At 33.2% G+C, this 19,597-nt stretch carries 14 protein-coding genes; 9 read left to right on the forward strand and 5 right to left on the reverse strand.

What is annotated here, in order from left to right:
- The first annotated feature begins 105 nt into the window (after nucleotides 1-105).
- From L3X39_RS01665 to L3X39_RS01685, 5 genes are read left to right on the forward strand one after another with little or no spacing between them, the layout of a single operon-like run.
- Entirely contained in the window at nucleotides 106-705 is a 600-nt protein-coding gene (locus tag L3X39_RS01665) for a hypothetical protein (protein ID WP_237229688.1), read from the forward strand.
- A 31-nt stretch (nucleotides 706-736) separates the two neighbouring features.
- On the forward strand, nucleotides 737-1,177 hold the full coding sequence (locus tag L3X39_RS01670; protein ID WP_237229689.1) for a nitrous oxide reductase accessory protein NosL: 441 nt from the start codon (nucleotides 737-739) through the stop codon (nucleotides 1,175-1,177).
- Nucleotides 1,178-1,217: 40 nt separating this feature from the next.
- Nucleotides 1,218-2,417, forward strand: coding sequence for a nitrous oxide reductase family maturation protein NosD (locus L3X39_RS01675; protein ID WP_237229690.1), 1,200 nt, complete (start codon nucleotides 1,218-1,220; stop codon nucleotides 2,415-2,417).
- Nucleotides 2,411-3,118, forward strand: a complete 708-nt coding sequence (locus tag L3X39_RS01680) for an ABC transporter ATP-binding protein (RefSeq protein WP_237229691.1) — start codon at nucleotides 2,411-2,413, stop codon at nucleotides 3,116-3,118. Before L3X39_RS01675 ends, L3X39_RS01680 begins: the two co-directional genes overlap by 7 nt.
- On the forward strand, nucleotides 3,111-3,893 hold the full coding sequence (locus L3X39_RS01685) for an ABC transporter permease (protein WP_237229692.1): 783 nt from the start codon (nucleotides 3,111-3,113) through the stop codon (nucleotides 3,891-3,893). The genes L3X39_RS01680 and L3X39_RS01685 overlap by 8 nt, the downstream gene beginning before the upstream one ends.
- On the opposite strand, the gene L3X39_RS01690 is transcribed toward L3X39_RS01685, so the two are convergent.
- Nucleotides 3,890-4,240 (reverse strand): hypothetical protein, encoded by a 351-nt coding sequence (locus L3X39_RS01690; protein ID WP_237229693.1) that lies wholly within the window; start codon nucleotides 4,238-4,240, stop codon nucleotides 3,890-3,892. The genes L3X39_RS01685 and L3X39_RS01690 overlap by 4 nt on opposite strands.
- Nucleotides 4,240-5,214 carry a polyprenyl synthetase family protein gene (locus L3X39_RS01695; RefSeq protein WP_237229694.1) on the reverse strand — a complete coding sequence of 325 codons (975 nt, stop codon included), beginning with the start codon at nucleotides 5,212-5,214 and terminating at the stop codon, nucleotides 4,240-4,242. The genes L3X39_RS01690 and L3X39_RS01695 overlap by 1 nt, the downstream gene beginning before the upstream one ends.
- A gap of 113 nt (nucleotides 5,215-5,327) precedes the next feature.
- Between L3X39_RS01695 and L3X39_RS01700 the strand changes: the two genes are divergently transcribed.
- The 4 genes from L3X39_RS01700 to L3X39_RS01715 are packed head-to-tail and all read left to right on the forward strand — an operon-like array spanning nucleotide 5,328 to nucleotide 12,123.
- Nucleotides 5,328-5,933 (forward strand): TetR/AcrR family transcriptional regulator, encoded by a 606-nt coding sequence (locus L3X39_RS01700; RefSeq protein WP_237229695.1) that lies wholly within the window; start codon nucleotides 5,328-5,330, stop codon nucleotides 5,931-5,933.
- A gap of 5 nt (nucleotides 5,934-5,938) precedes the next feature.
- A complete protein-coding gene (locus L3X39_RS01705) occupies nucleotides 5,939-7,282 on the forward strand; it encodes a TolC family protein (protein WP_237229696.1) in 1,344 nt (447 codons plus the stop codon).
- 22 nt (nucleotides 7,283-7,304) lie between these two features.
- Nucleotides 7,305-8,480: an efflux RND transporter periplasmic adaptor subunit gene (locus tag L3X39_RS01710; RefSeq protein WP_237229697.1), complete on the forward strand. Its 1,176-nt coding sequence runs from the start codon at nucleotides 7,305-7,307 to the stop codon at nucleotides 8,478-8,480.
- Nucleotides 8,481-8,484: 4 nt separating this feature from the next.
- Nucleotides 8,485-12,123, forward strand: a complete 3,639-nt coding sequence (locus L3X39_RS01715; protein ID WP_237229698.1) for an efflux RND transporter permease subunit — start codon at nucleotides 8,485-8,487, stop codon at nucleotides 12,121-12,123.
- Nucleotides 12,124-12,181: 58 nt separating this feature from the next.
- Here the strand turns inward: L3X39_RS01715 and L3X39_RS01720 are convergent, their stop codons facing one another.
- From L3X39_RS01720 to L3X39_RS01730, 3 genes are all read right to left on the reverse strand, one after another.
- Complete coding sequence (locus L3X39_RS01720; RefSeq protein ID WP_379840567.1) at nucleotides 12,182-15,052, reverse strand: TonB-dependent receptor; 2,871 nt, start codon at nucleotides 15,050-15,052, stop codon at nucleotides 12,182-12,184.
- Between the two features lie 178 nt (nucleotides 15,053-15,230).
- The gene (locus tag L3X39_RS01725; protein ID WP_237229699.1) at nucleotides 15,231-16,544 is read right to left on the reverse strand and encodes a RagB/SusD family nutrient uptake outer membrane protein; all 1,314 of its coding nucleotides are present in this window, start codon (nucleotides 16,542-16,544) and stop codon (nucleotides 15,231-15,233) included.
- 10 nt (nucleotides 16,545-16,554) lie between these two features.
- A complete protein-coding gene (locus tag L3X39_RS01730; protein ID WP_237229700.1) occupies nucleotides 16,555-19,515 on the reverse strand; it encodes a SusC/RagA family TonB-linked outer membrane protein in 2,961 nt (986 codons plus the stop codon).
- Between the last annotated feature and the right edge of the window lie 82 nt (nucleotides 19,516-19,597).

A 19,597-nucleotide genomic window follows, 5' to 3' on the forward strand; every position in this document is an offset into this window, starting at 1 on the left:
GGAGAATTTTGTTTTAGTGTTTATTTTCCTAACAAAGGCGAGAGTAGTCTTTTCGCTCTCGCCTTTCTTTTTAAAACGCTAAAAAAATCACTAAAAGCCTTAACGATGAAAAAGTCAAATATCATCATGCTGCTTGCAGCTATTTTACCACTAGGATTGTTTCTTTTTCCACTTTGGAAAATTACACTGGAAGCTCCACAATATCCAACGCCATTGGGTATGTACATATACATTAATGATTTTGCTGATGTCAATCCACATGATATTAAAAACATCAACTTGATGAATCACTATGTTGGTATGAAGTATATTCCAGATGCTATCCCAGAATTTAAAATATTTCCTGCAGGAATAATCATTACCACCATTATAGGCTTAATAATTGCCTTTAAAGGCAATTACAAATGGTTCTTTTATTGGTTTATCTTAATGGTTGTTTTAAGTAGTGCTGGACTATATGACTTTTACCTTTGGGAGCATGATTATGGTCACAATTTAGATCCAAAGGCTATAATGAAATTTACCAATCCTGATGGCACAGTTATGGGCTTTCAGCCGCCATTATTTGGTAGTAAAGACATTTTAAATTTCAAGGCTCATTCTTATCCGAGACTGGGAGCTTACTTTCTAGGATTAGGAATTGCAATGGGATTAGTAGCCTATTTAGTTGGAAAGAAAAACGATAAAAAAACACTTACAATGTAAAAAAAAGACAAAACACTAAAAACACTAAAAAATGCAAACACTAAAACACTATTCAATTATTGCATTACTACTTATTTTATATGGTTGTAATGTATCACCACAAGCTATTGATTATGGCAATGATGGATGTCATTTTTGTGAAATGACCATTGTTGACAAGGTTCATGGAGCAGAAATTGTGACCAACAAAGGAAAGGTCTATAAGTTTGATGCTTCAGAATGTATGATTAATTTTATGGATGAGTTTGAAGACTCATCTGAAATTAAACTTTTTCTTACTAATCATTTTACCGAACCTGAAGTCCTAATCGATGCTACTAAAGCTACTTTTTTAATTAGTGAAAATGTTCCGAGTCCAATGGGAGCTTTCCTATCTGCCTTTAAAAATAAGGTTGATGCTGAAAAAATTCAATCAGAAAAAGGAGGTGAACTGTATTCTTGGGAAAAACTACTAGCACATTTAAAGAACTAGTTTCATGAACAAATTGATCACATTTTTAACAGTCATTTTTATGGCTAAATTAATGTATGCTCAAAACATTGAGGTATGTAGTACATGCTCTGTTTCAACATTAACAGAAGCTATTGCTCAAGCCAAAGATTTTGATACTATTATTGTTAAAAAAGGAACTTATAAAGAGCATAACATCACAATAAACAAACCATTAATAATTATTGGTGAAAATTATCCAGTAATTGATGGAGAGCTAAAAGGTGAAATTATTACCATAATTTCAGATGATGTAACCATTGATGGCTTGTTTGTTATTAATGTGGGAACCAGTTATACCGAAGACTATGCTGCTATACGAGTTAGAAAGAGCAAAAACTTTGTCATTCAAAATGTGGTTCTAGAAAACCTATTTTTTGGCATTTATATTGAAAAATCTAACTATGGAAAAATCTATCATAACAAAATAATTGGTGATGCTGTTGAAGAATACAACTCTGGAAATGGTATTCAATTATGGTACAGCAATTACATAGAAATTGAACACAACTTTGTTGAACATGTTCGTGATGGCATCTATTTGGAGTTTTCAGACCACTGTATTATAAAAAACAACGTCAGTGAGCAAAACTTGCGATATGGCCTACATTTTATGTTTTCTAATGATGATCTTTACCAAGACAACACCTTTGAAAACAATGGAGCAGGAGTTGCGGTGATGTTTTCCAAAAAAATAAAGATGATAAATAACACCTTTAAAGAAAATTGGGGAACGGCATCTTATGGCATGCTATTAAAAGAGATTAATGATGCCGAAATTATCGGAAATACTTTTCAGGAAAACACCATAGGAATAAATATTGAAGGCTCTAACAGAATTGTGTACAAGAACAACAATTTTATTAATAATGGCTGGGCAGTTAAAGTGCGTGGCGCTTGTTATGCCAATAGTTTTTTAGAGAATAATTTTTTGTACAATTCTTTTGATATATCCTACAATAGCAAAGTAAATGATAATGTATTTGATAGAAATTATTGGAGTAACTACACAGGATACGACCTTGATAAAGATGGAGTAGGTGATGTACCTTACAGACCAGTTAAACTTTTCTCATATATAGTAAACAGAACTCCAGAAACGATTATCCTTTTGCGTAGTTTATTTATTGATATCATTGATTTTTCTGAAAAAGTATCACCAGTTTTCACACCTGATAATTTATTGGACAATAACCCTTTAATTAAAAAAGCAACATGGTAAGTATTGAAAATTTACATAAAAAATTTGGTAAAAATCAAGTCTTAAAAGGTGTAGACCTCAGTATTAATGAAGGCGGAATTTTTGCAGTCCTTGGACCCAATGGGTCTGGTAAAACCACCTTAATAAAGTCCGTTTTAGGCATGGTAATTCCAGATAAAGGAACTATAGAAGTGCAAGGCAATAACATAAATAAAAGCTCAGAATACAGACATAAAATTGATTATTTACCGCAAATAGCCAATTTCCCGAGTAACTTAAAAGTAAAGGAGCTTATAAAAATGATAAAGGATTTACGCAAACCTACAAATGAAGAAATACATTTGATAGAGTTGTTTAAGCTAGAACCTTTTTTAGATAAGAAACTTGGCAACCTTTCCGGAGGTACAAAACAGAAAGTGAATATTGTTTTAACCTTTATGTTTGACAGTCCGCTCATCATTTTAGACGAGCCTACTTCAGGCTTAGATCCGATTTCACTTATAAGATTGAAGGACTTAATCCAAGCGGAAAAAGCAAAGGGAAAGACTATATTAATTACCTCTCATATTATGAGTTTTGTTGAAGAAGTATCAGATGAAATTGTATTCCTATTAGAGGGTAAAATTTACTTTAAAGGCACCATTCAAGATTTAAAAACCAAGACCAAGCAGCCAGACTTTGACCATGCTATTGCGTCTATATTAACGAACAATCATGCTTAAAATATTAAAATACAGTTTTTACGATTTAATGCGCAGTCGCTGGAGTTATGTATACTTTGCATTTTATTTATTACTTGGTGTTGTGCTCTTATTTTTAAATAACGATTTATCCAAAGCGGTCATTACTTTAATGAATGTTATTATAGTACTTGTACCTTTAATAGGAACCATTTTTGGGGTGATGTACTATTATAATTCTAAAGAATTTACGGAGTTATTATTGGCGCAGCCCTTAAAACGCCCATCTATATTTTTAGGACAATATTTAGGAGTAGCATTATCACTTTCAATGAGTCTTATTTTAGGATTAGGTATCCCGTTTGTGTTTTATGGATTGTTTAAAAGTGGCGCTATTTGGGATTTTTCATTATTACTAATTACAGGTGTTTTTCTAACACTCATTTTTACTGCATTAGCTTTTAATATTGCATTATCTAATGAAAATAAAATCAAAGGTTTTGGTTATGCCATTCTTTTATGGTTGCTATTGGCAATAATTTATGATGGCGTCTTTTTAATGACTCTCATCTTGTTTGAAGATTATCCATTAGATAAATTATCGCTCGTTGGCACGATGCTAAATCCAATAGATTTATCAAGAACACTTATTCTATTAAAGCTCGATATCTCTGCATTATTAGGTTATACAGGAGCTGTATTTAAGCAATTCTTCGGAACTAATTTTGGTCTTATTGTTTCTTTTTCAGTATTAGTGGTTTGGGTCATGCTCCCAGTTTGGAGAATTGTTTTTAAATCCAAGAAAAAAGATTTTTAAGAATACTTATTTCTAAACCACACTTTTTGCCATTCGCGTTTCAAAATTAAAAATGAAACGTCTTCAGATAACTTAAGAATATCTTCACCATCCAAAGCTTTAACTTGCTTTTCTGGCACATCAATAATATATAGCAAATTTAAATATTCGGTAAATTTTTCTTGAATGAGCTTATAAACCGTTTCGTGAAGCATAAGTTTTAAACTTGAAGGCAAAATATCTTCATGAAAATCTAAATCAATATTTGCTAGTTGTAAATCTTTATTTAATTGAAGAATTAATCTTTTATATAAATCTAATCGGTTAGCTTCTTCAATTAAATCATCAAATGTCGTTGGTAATTGCATTATACGGTCCTATTCATTAAACTCTTCCCAAAGTTTATTAATAGCTCTTTTTTATCTTCTGAAATATTTAAAGATTCTAAAACTGAAAAAGCTTTATTTGTATAGTCTTCAATGGCTTTTTTAGTTGCTTCCGAAGACCCTGATGCCTCAAAAAATTGTTTTGCGGTAATAATTTTATTGGAAACGTCTTCAGGATTTGTTGAAAATAATTGTTGTAATTCAACTTTGTCTGTTGCATTTGAAAACTCTAGCGCTTTCAAGTACAAAAAAGTCTTTTTGTTCTCAATAATATCGCCCCCAACTTGTTTTCCAAATGTTTGAGGGTCGCCAAAAGCGTCCAAATAATCATCCTGTAGTTGAAATGCAATACCTAAATTCTTACCAAATTCGTAAATGTTGTTTTGATCTTCAGCAGAAGCTTTTGCCACAATAGATCCCATTTTCATAGCAGCTCCAACTAAAACAGCGGTTTTATATTCAATCATTTTTAAATATTCAGGGATTGTAACATCATTTCTCGTTTCAAAATCCACATCATACTGCTGTCCTTCACAAACTTCTAACGCTGTTTTACTAAATAGTTTTGCTAATGCTTGAAAAGTATTGGCATCATAATTTTCGAAAAGTTGATATGCCATAATTAACATCGCATCTCCAGACAATATTCCAGTATTAATGTTCCATCGCTCATGAACAGTTTCATTACCACGTCGTAAAGGAGCACCATCCATTATATCATCATGTACCAACGAAAAATTATGAAATACTTCAACACTTAAAGCAGCACTTAAAGCATCCTTATAACTTCCTTCAAAAATATCTGTTGTCATCAAGGTTAATACAGGTCGCAAACGCTTGCCTCCCAATCTCAGTATATATTCAATGGGTTCGTAAAGATTTTTGGGTTCCTTACTTGAAGCATATTTATTTAAATATGTAATAAAGTGTTGTTGATATTCTTCTATTGATAGCATAGGGCAAAAATAAATTAAAAACCTATATCAAAATGTCTTCATGTTAAATAATTGCAAAACTTTGGAAACTATTTTTGTTTATTAAGTTTCCTGTTATATATTTGCAGCCAATTATGAGAGAAAATATTATACATAAATCTGCTGAATTATTTTTAACACTAGGGTTTAAAAGTGTTACTATGGATGATATTGCCAATGAAATGGGGATTTCCAAAAAAACTATTTATGTTCATTTTGAAAATAAAACCAAATTGGTTGAAGCAGTTACTTTTTCGCTTTTTGAGAATATTTGCGACGGTATTGACTGCATTTGTGAGGCTTCACATAACCCCATTGAGGAGTTATACGACATCAAAATGTACGTGATGAATTATTTAAAAAATGAAAAAACATCACCACAGTATCAACTCAAAAAATATTATCCTCAAATCTACGATTTGTTAAAAGTTAAGCAGTTTGAAAAAATGTACGATTCTGTAAAAGAAAGTCTCCAAAATGGTGTAAATACTGGTCTTTTCAGACCTAATATTGATGTCGATTTTATTTCTAGAATGTATTTTAATGGCATGTCTGGAATTAAAGATGAATCCATTTTCCCTCAAAGTAAATTTACTATGGACTATCTAATGGAAAGCTATTTAGAGTATCATTTAAGAGCTATTGTAACCGATAAAGGTTTTCAAATATTAAACAAATTTATAACATCAAATCAATCATAAATCGAATGAAACACATTCAAACTTTTTTATTTTTTCTAACAACTTCCGTAATATTTTCACAAGAAAATATTCAAAGTTTTACATTACAGCAAGCTATAGACTTTGCATTAGAAAATAACAGAACTTCAAAAAACGCCTCTTATGATATTGAGGCAGCAAAAAAGCAAAAATGGGAAACTACAGCTACTGGTTTGCCACAAATTAGTGCAACAGTTGATTACCAACATTTTTTAAAACAGCAAGTATCATTAATTCCTGCTGAGTTTTTTGGTGGCAACCCTGGCGAGTTTGCCGAAGTTACTTTTGGTACAAAACAAAGCGTTACTGCAACTGCTACTTTAACGCAAAAACTTTTTGACGGGTCATACTTGGTGGGCTTACAATCTGCAAAAGTATTTTTAGAAATCTCAAAAAATGCTAAAGAAAAAACCGATTTAGAAGTTAGAAAAGCTGTAATTAATGCCTACGGAAATGTTTTAATGGCTGAAGAAAGTGCAAATATTTTACAGCGAAATCTTGAAACTTTGCAAAAAAATCTTTTTGAGATTAAAAAAATATATGAAAATGGATTAGAGGAAGAGGAAAGCGTTCAACAGTTGCAAATTACATTATCGGGTGTTGAAAGTAATTTAAATAATGTAAACAGATTAAAAGCATTGGCATACCAAATGCTTAATATAACACTTGGTTTAGATATCAACAATCAAACTATTTTAACGGATACATTAGAAAATTTAACAAGTAAAAATATATCATTATTATTACTTGAAGCTGATGAATCTATTGAGAGTACAATTGACTATAGAATTGCCGAAAATGATAAAACCTCTAAAGAATTATTATTAAAACTTGAAAAAAGTAAGGCATTACCAACTTTAAGCACCTTTATAAATGGTGGTTATTCGGCGTTTAGTGATGAATTTACTTTTGCTAATAAAGAGCAAAAATGGTTTGGATCATCTTTACTCGGTGTTAGTTTAAACATTCCTATTTTCAGCTCCTTAGGTAGAAGTGCTGCAACACAACGCGCTAAAATTAATTTGGAGAAAGCTGAAAACGATTTAATTGAAACTGAACAAAAAATAAAACTTCAAATAGCCTCGGCTAAAAGTGATTACCAATTCGCCATTGAAGATTACCAAAACAAAAAACAAAACTTAAACCTTGCCGAACGTATTGAAACAAAAAACCAAACAAAGTTTTTTGAAGGTATTGGTTCTAGTTTCGATTTACGTCAGGCACAAACCCAATTATACACCGCTCAACAAGAGTTTTTACAAGCTATGTTGGACGTAATAAACAAAAAAACAGAACTAGAAACTGTACTTAATGAAATACCAAAAAATTAATCAATCAAGAAAACACTAAAAAATGAAACATATATTAACTTTATTCATCGCTACATTACTTTTTACTTCTTGCAGAAGTGATAAAAACTCAAAATCTGTTGATGCTGTTATTGAGGAAGGGAACCTTACTAATATGAAGCTGAAGCGAGACGAGGTATTAAAATCTTACGATAGTATTGGAAAAATATTAGGTAAACTTGAAGTAGCTATTTCTGAAAAAGACACCCTAAAGCGCTTGCCTTTAGTAACTACATTTAAAGTAAAAGATACCGTTTTTAAACACTTTTTAGATATTCAAGGCGATGTTGACACGAAAGAAAACTTAATCATATATCCAGAATTTTCTGGTACTCTTACAAACGTTTATGTTAAGGAAGGGCAAAACGTTTCAAAAGGGCAGATTCTAGCAAAGATTGACGATGGAGGTTTATCCAGTCAGTTAGCTCAATTGCAAACACAATATGAACTGGCTAAAACAACTTTTGAAAGACAGAAACGCCTTTGGGATCAAAAAATAGGTAGCGAAATTCAATACTTACAAGCCAAAGCTAACATGGAAGGTCTAGAAAGCTCAGTAAAGCAAATGCAAGCACAAGTTGGCAAAACAACTGTAAGAGCACCTTTTAATGGTACTATTGATGAAATTATAACAGATCAAGGTCAGGTGGTATCACCTGGAGGAAGCCAGTTAATGCGTATTGTTAGTCTTAAAAACATGTATGTAAAAGCTTCTGTACCTGAAAGCTATTTAAGTTCTATAAAGGCAGGAACTTTAGTAAACGTTACATTCCCATCACTTGGAAAAACAACCGAAGGTAAAGTACGTCAGGTTGGTAATTTTATTAACCCAAACAATAGAACTTTTGAGGTAGAAATTGCGGTACAAAATAAAGAGCAACAAATAAAGCCAAACTTAGTAGCCAATTTAGAAATCAATGACTACTCAAATGCAAATGCTATAGTAATTCCCGATAATGTCCTTCAAGAAAATGCCAAAGGTGAAAAATTTGTTTATGTAATAGATTCTGTAGACAACTCAGAAGGAAAGGTAATTAAAACCCAAGTAAATACGGGATTATCTTACAAAGGTTTTATTGAAGTTTTAAACGGATTAGAAGCGGGTAAAACCATTGTTAAAGACGGAGCCATTACTATGAGAGACGGCCTTACGGTAAAAATTCAATCACTACACAATTAATACAATGGAAAATAAAAAAGTAAAATATTTCGGACTGTCCTCTTGGTCAATTGACAACAGGAAAACGGTTTTTGTAATTATTGCCATAATATTAATTGGTGGTTTATTAAGTTATTCTAGTCTTCCAAGGGAATCATTCCCAGAGATTATAGAATCTAAAATTTACGTTAGTTCTGTTTATCCTGGTAACGCAGCTGAAGATGTAGAAAAGCTTATTACAAAACCCCTTGAAGAAGCGTTTGATGATATAACTGGGGTAACCAAGATAACCTCAACGTCTGTCCAAGACTATTCCTCCATCCAGGTTGAATTTCAAGAAGATATAACACCTGATGAAGCTAAGGTTAAAATTAAAGACAAAATTGACAATGTAAAAGCTCAACAAGATTGGCCAACCATTGATGGAGGTGTAAAGGTAGAACCAAATGCTTTTGATTTGAATATGTCTGAAATGATGCCGATAGCAAACATCAATTTAACAGGCGATTTCACTTCAGAACAATTAAAAGAATTTGCTGAATTGCTGCAAGATGAAATTGAAGAGCTCCACGAAATAAAAGAAGCACAAATTCTTGGTGCCGAAGACAAAGAAGTTGAAGTTGCCGTTGATATTTTCAAAATGAATGCTTCAAATCTAAGCTTTGGAGATATTATTGGAGCTATACAAAGCGAGAATGTTACTATCTCCGGCGGTAATGTTGTTCAAAATGGCATGCAACGTAATATTAGAGTTCTAGGAGAAATAGATAATCCGCAGGAGTTACAAAATATTGTAGTAAAAAACGATGGTGGGCGCATTTTACTGAGAGATATTGCTAAAGTAAACTTTAGAGAAAAGGACAGAACCACTTTTGCTCGTGAATATGGACAACCTGTAGTCATGCTAAGCATCATGAAGAAAAGTGGCGAAAATATGATTGCAGCTATTGATAAAATTAAGGTTATACTTGACGAAGCTGTAGGAACCTATGTTCCCGACAATTTAAATATCTCAATAACAAACGATCAATCCACAAGAACAGAAGCACAGGTTTCAGAACTTGAGAACAGTATTATTTTTGGGGTCCTTTTAGTAGTTGGTGTTTTAATGTTCTTTTTAGGATTTAGAAACGCCATATTTGTTGGTATAGCCATCCCATTATCTATTATGATGTCCTTTTTGGTATTGCCCATTTTCGGAGGTTTTATGGGAATGAATATTACACTAAATACTATGGTGCTTTTCGCAACTGTTATGGGGCTTGGTATGTTGGTAGACAATGGTATTGTGGTTGTTGAAAACGTATATCGACTAATGGACGAAGGTGTTCCACGTTTGGAAGCTGCAAAACAAGGAGTAGGTGAAATTGCATGGCCAATTATTGCTTCAACTGCAACTACATTAGCTGCATTTTTACCCTTAGGCTTCTGGCCTGGAATTATGGGTAAATTCATGATTTATTTCCCATTAACATTAGCAACCGTTTTAGGATCGTCATTGTTTGTTGCTCTTATTATTAACTCCATGTTAACTTCGGTCTTCATGAAAACAGAAGAAGCCAAAATGGAACGAAAATCATTAGTAAAAATTAGTCTTGCGCTATTAGTTTTTGGGGTGCTATTAGTTATTTCCGGTGTTTTTGAAACACATATTATATTTCAAATTCTTGGACCAATTGGAGTATTGGTAGGTCTAGCTATGAGTTTTTGGGGTTGGCTACATCGTGATAAAACAGCATTTTTAAAAAATGGATTAGCAATTTTTAGCGCAGGGGTTTTATTTTCAGTACTAGGGTTTGTTGGAGGACCTAAAGCATTATTTGGTTTTGGTAATTTATTTATTCTGCTCGCTGGCCTGTTATGGCTTCATAAATATTTTTTGTTGCCTTTATCGGATAAATTTCAATATAAGTGGTTACCTAAATTAGAAAATCGATATAAAAGTTTTCTAGATTTCGCATTAAAAGGAAGTAATGCCTATAAATTTTTCTTCGGAACATTTTCTTTACTTATTTTATCCTTTATTGTATTTGCCGTAAAACAGCCGAATGTCCTTTTCTTTCCAGAAAACGAGGCTAATCAAGCCATTGTATATATAGAATATCCAGAAGGAACAGACATTGCAAAAACTAATGAAATAACTCAAGACATTGAAGCCAGGGTTATTGAAACCTTAGAACAATTTACTTATCAAAAAGAAGGAAAGCCTTATAATTATATGGCTGAATCCATTATTTCACAAGTGGGTGAAGGTGCTGGTAATCCACAAACAGATGGTGGTTCATCTGCCGAAATGCCTCACAAAGGTAAAGTTACTGTTTTATTTAGGGAATTTAAATATCGTGTTGATGAAAACGGAGATGCTATAAGTAGTAACAATGTACTTACCGCTATGCGAAAAGCGGTACAAGGTTATCCAGGAGTTTCGGTTATCGTTGATAAAAATCAGGACGGTCCTCCGGCAGGTTATGCCATTAACCTAGAGGTTAAAGGTGACAATTACAATGAATTATTGGCAGAAGCTGAAAACATTCAACGTTATATTAATGAAAATAATATTCCTGGGATTGAAGAATTAAAGCTTGATGTTAACCAAAACAAACCAGAAATGGAGGTTTTTGTTGATAGAAAAAAAGCAGGTGAACTTGGTGTTAGTACCGCCATGATTGGTCAAACATTAAGACAAGCCATTTATGGTTTTGATGCCTCAACCTATAAAGAAGGTGAAGATGATTATGATATTTATGTTCGCTTTAATAATGAAAATAGATACAATGAAAGCGCCTTATTTAATCAATCGGTAACGTTTAGAGATAACAATGGAGCATTAAAAAAAGTTCCTATCTCGTCAGTTGTTGAAAAAAGAAACATAGCAACTTTCAGCTCTATTAAGCGTAAAGATTTAAAGCGTGTAATTACTGTTTATTCAAACGTACTTGAAGGTTATAATGCCACCGAAATTGTTGGAAAAATAGAAGCCTTAATGAGTGGTTATAAATTACCAAAAGGTGTTTCATATGAATTTACAGGTGAGCAAGAAGAACAAGCTAAAAACATGGCTTTTCTTAGTAAAGCTTTAGTCATCGCCTTAGCATTAATTCTTTTAGTTATTGTTGCTCAATTTAATTCCGTTAGTAAACCTGTCATTATTTTTGGCGCTATTATTTTAAGCTTTATTGGAGTATTATTCGGAATGGTAATATTCGGGAATGATTTTGTTATTATTATGACCATGATGGGAATCATAGCTCTTGCGGGAATTGTTGTAAACAATGCCATCGTACTTATTGATTACACCCAATTATTGATTGATAGAAAGAAGTTGGAATTAGGTTTAGATGAAGATAGTTTATTAACTAGAGATCAATATAGAGATGCTATTGTTGAAGGTGGACGAGCACGTTTACGCCCTGTTTTGCTTACAGCCATTACAACAGTTCTTGGTTTATTTCCACTAGCTTTTGGTTTAAATATTGACTTCTTTTCCTTATTTACTGAATTTGATCCAAAAATATATATAGGTGGCGATAATACCATATTCTGGAAACCTATGTCGTTAACCATTATTTATGGATTAACGTTTGCAACTTTTTTAACATTGGTTATTGTACCAGTTATGTTTTATCTATTAAATAGGGCAAAGATTAGGTTTGCAAATAGTTAACCGTTATTAAAAAGCCTCAACAAACGTTGAGGCTTTTTTAATTTAATTATGTGTGATACTATTTCAATTTAAAGCTTAATCTTGCAAAAAGGAATCTACCACCAATTCCAAATTGTTGAGATCGTCTTGACCAATCAAAACGCCCACCGCTTCTATTAGCTTCAATAGCTCTATCTGGATATACATCTAATAAGTTATTTGCTCCAATTGTAAGTGTTAAGTTTTCAGAAGCTTGATACCCAAAAGATAAATCGGTTACTAATTTTGAACCAAATTCTTGTTGGTTAGCAACATTTGTTGTTGCCTCAGATACTTCACCAAACCAAACATTTCTTAAAAACACATTCCATTTACCCGTGGTTAAATTGTTTGTTAAATTAACTTTGGTTCGTGGTACAGCGGCTTCAAGATAAATTCTACTATCCTCTGGGAAATAGGTGCCAACTAACCCCGCATCTTCTAATACTTTAGAAGCTTTTATATCACCAACTTTTTTAGTTTTCGATAATGTTCCAGATAAATCAGATTTCAATCTTGAATTTGTGCCAATATCCGTTTTATGTGTTAAAACAATATCCAGCCCTTTTGATTCTGTATCAATAGCGTTGGCAAAAAATGATGCAGCAGATGCATTCGCTTGTGAAAGCAAATTATCTAATTCTGTTCCAGTTCCAGGACCAGCAAATTGCCCTGTATAAACCACTCTATCATCAATAGCTACAAAATAGCCATCTACGGTTAACGTTAAATTAGCCTCTGGCATTTTTGCCGTAAACCCTAAACTTATACTTTTAGAAGTTTCTTCTTTTAATTGAGGTATTCCTAATAATTTGGCTGCTCTACTATCATTTGAAAACGTTCCAACTTCAACAGGTATTCCATCTTGGAATATAGTTGACGTTGAATTAAAATTTAACTGATGTAAAGAAGGCGCTCTAAATCCAGTGTTTAAAGCAGCTCTTATGTTAACGTTTTCACTAGCTTTTAATCGTGTCGCTAATTTAAAATTAATAGTCGATCCAAAATCTGAATAGTTTTCAAAACGGGTTGCAAAACTTGCCAGAAAGGTTTCTGAGAAATCAGCTTCTAAATCAAAATAACCAGCAATACTACTTCTATCTCGTGACAATTCATTTGCTGGACTAAATCCAGGGAATACTTGAGAACCTCCTGGTCTTCCATTTCCAAAGAAATCTACTGCAGGACTTTGAGTTGGTAAAGTAATTAACTCTCCTTCTTGTGTATATTGTCCATAAGATGCTTCTTCTCCAGCAATAATTTCATAGTTTTCTAAACGATACTCCGCTCCAAAAGCGATATTTAACCCATTCATGATATCATCATAAAACTGATTTATATCAAGATTTACTGTATTTTGCATAAAATTAAAACCTCCTGCGTCAAACGTTGTTGGCGATGCATTCTGGCGTGATGCATTAAACGTATTACCAATGGTGTAAAGAAATGCATTTTTACCCCAAGTATTGCTTAAATCGATATTCCAGCCATTAACAACCCCTTTTATTCCTACAGCTAATGATTTATCAGAAATAGTTGAATTAATTTCTGGTAAAAATCCATTTATGTAAGCTGGTGTATAGGTTCTACTCTGGTTTGGCAATCTATAAAATCCTGCTGAGTTTCCTTTTCTAGAGCTCATTCCAGCAAATGAATACAATTCTGTTCCCTCTTCATCAAGTGGTAACGACATATTTGCAAAGAAGCGTCCACCTCTAACTTCTGATTGACCAACACGCATATTAAAGTCACTTCGGGTTAACCCTCTTGCTGCTAATTCAGCGTCTGTGTTATCTGCACTCAAAATACCTTGTAGTTCAGCTTTAGTAGCTGTGGGACTTAAGCCCAAACCAGCCTCGTTTCCATATTGTATAACATCATCAACGTCATCATCTAATAAATTCGCTAAGCTATATCCATCGTTATTTGCAAACCTCTCAACAGTGTTATAAAGGTTAAAAACTGAGCCTTCCCATTCTTTCATTCTACTATAATCTTCTCTAAAATCAAAATCACCTGTAAAATTAATAAAGCCTCCTTTTTCTCCTAAAGCAAGTCCGTAATTAGCACTAATATTTACCGTTTCACCATCAACACCTCCTGTTTGGTCATTGGCATTCTTAGCGAAGTGAGCCCCTGTAGTTACATTAAGTGTAAGTTCGTTCACAGAGTTATCTAATACAATGTTAATTACTCCAGCAATGGCATCTGAACCATACTGAGCAGCGGCACCATCTCTTAACACTTCAAGTCGTTGTATCGCCCCCGATGGAATAGCGTTTAAATCGGTACCAACACTACCTCTACCAAACGTTCCATTTACATTCACTAAAGATGAGTTGTGTCGTCTTTTTCCATTTATTAAAACAAGTACTTGATCGGGTCCTAAACCTCTTAATGACGCTGGGTCGATATGATCTGTTCCATCTGAAATGGTTTGCGTATTAGATGTAAAAGAGGGTGCTACGAAATTTAAAATTTGATTTAAATTTACTTGAGGTCCTGCAGAAGTTAGCTCCGAAATATCAATAACATCAACAGGCACTGGTGTGTCTACTGCCGTTCTGCTTGGGTTTCTAGATCCAATAAGTACAACTTCATCTAAAGCAACCCCTTCTTGAAGTACGATAGAAATATTTCCTGATGAAGCAACACTTACCTCCTTGGTATTATACCCAACTGAAGATACTACCAAAGTAACAGGAAAAGCATCAACGTTTAAAGTAAATTTACCATCAAAATCCGAAATGGCGCCGGATGTTGTTCCTTTCACTACGATGTTAGCTCCAGGCAATGGAGTATTACTACTCCCATCGGTGATTGTTCCTGTAATTGTTCCTTGTCCTAACAAGGTTAAAGGGAAAATCATAAGAACTAATAGGTTCTTTTTTAAGTGTAAAAAAATTTTCATATATGTTTTAGTTAGTTAATAATGTTTTAAAGTACGAAAAATTTTATTGGTTCAATGAAAATCGAATTTTATATCAACCTATTGAAACTGTTAATTCATTAGTTTTACTCTATAAATTACAAAAAAGCCTCAACAAATGTCGAGGCTTTTTAAATACAAATAATTATCTATTTGACTTTTAATTAATGTTTTCAGAAAAAGGTGTTGGGAAAGCATTAATTACATTGTCCCCTGCTCTATCAAGCGGAATATATGTTGAATTTAATCTATTTAATCTTCTTAAATCAATCCAACGATGTCCTTCACCTAATAGAGAATAACGTCTTTGATTCAAAACTTCTTCAATCAAATCGCTATCAGTTGTTCCTCCAGCATACGGTGAAAGACCAGCTAAATTTCTAACAACATCGATAGCATTAATTGCCTCGGTATTATTAGAACCAATATTAGCTTCAGCATATATTAATATAAGTTCTTCATTTCTAATTAAGTAAACAGGCGCTGTGTTACTATCGTATATCGCAATTTGATAATTGGCCGAAAGTCCATCAAATGATGTTCCTCCTGTTAACTGAAATGATTTTTGAGGAACTCTAGTATCACCAGCCTCTGCGTCATTAATCCAAGAATCGTGAATCATAAACTCTTGACCAGATTGTCCTGGTACATGATACTGCGCATTAGATATATCGTTTCCTGTAAGACCAAAAACATGAGCTACACCATCATAAAGTCCTCCATTAATATCAAAAAATGAATTACTTAATAATGATAAAGCCATACTATTATTCCCTTGGTATAAAGCTACTCTTGCAGCTATAGCTCTATTAAATTCACTAAAAGTTGAAGGTGTATCAAAACCAGAAAAACCTGAACTTAAATTAAAATCAAACGTAGCCGATGAACTTGATAAATCCCCATTTGCCTCATTCAACATGTCCATTATACCAGCTAAGGCTGTAGTGTAATCTACATTAGGCCCAAGATTGTCAGGGTCCGCTACATCTAATCTGATGCCATTTGAAAATTGTCTATTTGCAACCATTAATAAAGCATATGCTTTTAGTGTTTTTGCATATCCATAATAGCTATTTTTAACATCATCCGTAAATCCAGCTGCTGAATTTTCGACCGCTTCAATTAAAATATTAGCAGACTTCACAACTTTATACCAGGCCGCATAAGCTCTAGTTGTTAAAAACCCATTGTTATCTAGAGGTCCCTTTAATAATTCTCCAGTATAACGCGGGTCTACACCTGTAAGGTCGTAATACTCGCGTCCTAAAATGCTAACTGTATCATAATGGAACGCTAAATCGTTTCGCATTATCGCTTCTAGTCCTGTTGCCAATAACTGTATATCTGCTTGACTTGCTCCATCTGCAAAACTACTAACCGTAGGTGCATTTGGATTCTCTATTTCATCTAAATTACAACCAGAAACTATCGTGATTGCAATAAAAATTATAAGTTTTAAATATATATTTTTCATAATAATTTTTTTAGAAGTTAACATTTAAGTGAAAATTAATAAACTTTGAAGTTGGATAAGGTGTTACTTCAACATTATTTGCTAGCACATTATTTCCAAAGTTTGACACTTCAGGGTCGTAACTATTATAATCAAAAATATTAATTAAGTTTCTTCCAGAGATCCCTACTTTAATCATATCAGCATATTTAATTAAGCCATCTGGTAAGGTGTAAAAAAGACCTATTTCTCTTAACTTTAAATAACCTGCGTCTTCAATTACTGGGTCTGGGTTTACAAAAGCTTGACTTGCTCTATAAGCACCATTTGACAAAGTACCCGATGGATCTAAGCCCATATCATTATAGTCCCAAGTTGTTCCAGCCAAATCATATAATAAAGTAGTTAAATTAATATTGTCCCCTCCTTTTTTCCAATGCCATAAAAATGTAAAATCAAAGTTTTTATAGCTTATTTGATTAAACCATGACATTTGAAAATCTGGTTCTGCATTACCATATACAAAGAAACCATCTCCTTCAGGATCTCTTTCAGCGATTTCCTGAGCAGTATATGCAGTTGAGTCATACGTTCCAACAATTTGTGTTGCGCTCTTGCCTTCTTGAATTAAAAACGTTCCTAGGGAAGCTGCAAAACCACCTGTAGTAAACGATGGAACATCTAATCTAGTTACTTCTGATTTGTTTTTCCACCATTTTAAACTTGCAGTCCATGAAAAATCTTCCTTCTCCATGACATTTGCATTTAATCCTAACTCAACACCCTTATTTTCCAATTCTCCTCCATTAACTACTAAAGTGGTAAATCCTGAAGATGTTGGAAATTGAGATTGAATTAATAAATCATCTATTTTTTTGTTATAAAATGATACCTCAAAATTTAATCGTCTATCAAAAAGACCAAAGTCAAGACCATATTCTAATTCTTGTTGACGTTCTGGTTCTATATTTGGATTTCCTCTTAAGTTTGCTGGACTTAATCCAGATGAATTTCCAATAAATTGTGCATTCATTAAAGAAAAGCGATCATTGAAATTCGGGAATCTTCCTGCTTCACCATAAGCAATTCTAGGTTTTATATAGCTAATTGCATCTACGTTCCAAAAATCAAATTCATGTAAATTAACAGCTATATTGGCTTTCGGATAATAATACATTTTATTTGCATCACCGTTGTTTGTGGATTTATCTCCTCTTATACCAAACGTACCAATGATTTTGTCTTCATAATTTATTTCTTCTTGGAAAAAGAAACCTGTATCCTTTTGTGGTTGAATAACCTGCTGTGTAGAAACATTGGTTGATTGCCCTAAATTAGTTTGCGATCCATTTAATCCTGTTGCTATTGTAATAACTGTATTACGGTCGAAGTTTTGGAAAAAACTACCTACTTGCGATGTAAAACTCAAACCATTGTCTAAATCTAGGTTATGCACTAAAAAGGCAGATAAATTATAATTTGAATTTACAGTTGTACCAGAAATAGAAACACCACCTAAAGAGCTTGGGTCTCTAAAGTATGATAGTGCTTTTGGGAAAATACTAGTAGTTCTTAACGTATATTGGTCAAAACCACCTTCTAAAACTAATTTTAATCTATTATTATCAGTTGTTAAAAGCTTAACATTAGTTTTCGCACTTCCTATAAATCTATTTACTTCTTCTCTGTTTGTAGTAATTGCTATGGTCTCTAAAACGTTTGACCCAGCACCACCTTGAGGGTAAACACCATCATCAATTGGTGATAAATCTTCCCAAGGATATGTAAACGCCATGGCATAACCAACTGTTCTGTTAGCATTACCGTTGTTGAAAAATCCACGATCCGATTCAGAATTAATGTAATTAGATGTTACGTATAAATCCAACCAATCATTAAATTTTTGTCCGATATTTAATCTAACAGAACTTTTAGTGTATCCTGTATTATCTACCAAACCTGGTTCATCTCTGTGCGTTATACCAAAGAAATAATCAGATTTCTCATTAGCACCAGAAGAAGAAAAACGTGTAGTTGACGATACCCGAGTATGATCAAAAATCTCAGCTTCATAATCACGTAAAGTTGGATTGCTTGGACCTCCTAATGCCGTAATTTGTGCCTGAGTATAATCTCTTAAACCAAGCAGTTGTGTTGGACTTCTTAACCCAAGAACTTGCGAAAAAGAAACTTTAGCCTTTCCTTGTTTTCCTCTTTTAGTTGTGATAAGTACAACACCTCCAGCAGCTCTAGAACCATAAATGGCCGCTGCTGATGCTCCTTTTAATATCTCAACACTTTCAATATCTTCAGGATCAATATCTGCAATTCTGTTTGAAGCATCATCTTGATTTGTTGAAGGGTTACCTCCACCTGCAGCTTCACTCACAATATTATTACCCAGACCAATAGTTGAATTGTCTACATAAACACCATCAACAATAAATAAAGGTTGTTGGTCTCCAAAAATAGAAGTAACACCTCTCAATCTCATGGATATTCCACCACCTGGTGCTCCTGAATTTGCTTTAATTTCAGCACCATTAAATTTTCCATAAAGCGCTGCATCAAGACCAGACTGAACAGTAATTCCAGTAAGATCTTCTGCAGAAACAGAAGCCACAGCATTCGCTGCGTTCGATCTTTTTGTGCTAGATGCCAAACCTGTTATAACAATTTCATTAAGAGCCGTTGCTGACTCTTCTAGAGTAACATTAACCACCCCAGATTGAGTTACCCGTTCCTCAAGAGTATTAAACCCTAATGAAGAAAACACCAAAGTTACAGGGAAGTTATTTACCGTTATGCTAAAGTTACCGTCAAAGTCTGTAGTAGTCCCTGTTGAGGTTCCTTTAATAATAACATTGGCCCCTGCTAAAGGTAAGCCATTTGTTCCATCTGTTACTGTTCCGGTAATTTGCTGTGAAAAGGCAATTATTGGAACAAAAAATAACAAAAACAAAAATGATTTAAATTTTGAAAATTTGTACATAGTTATGTTTATTTGAATTAGTTGAGATAAATATCACAAAAATTAATTAAAAACCAATAATTTTTACTTAAAAATTTTAATA

Source organism: Flaviramulus multivorans (genome assembly GCF_021728415.1).
Taxonomy (GTDB): Bacteria; Bacteroidota; Bacteroidia; order Flavobacteriales; family Flavobacteriaceae; genus Sabulilitoribacter; species Sabulilitoribacter multivorans.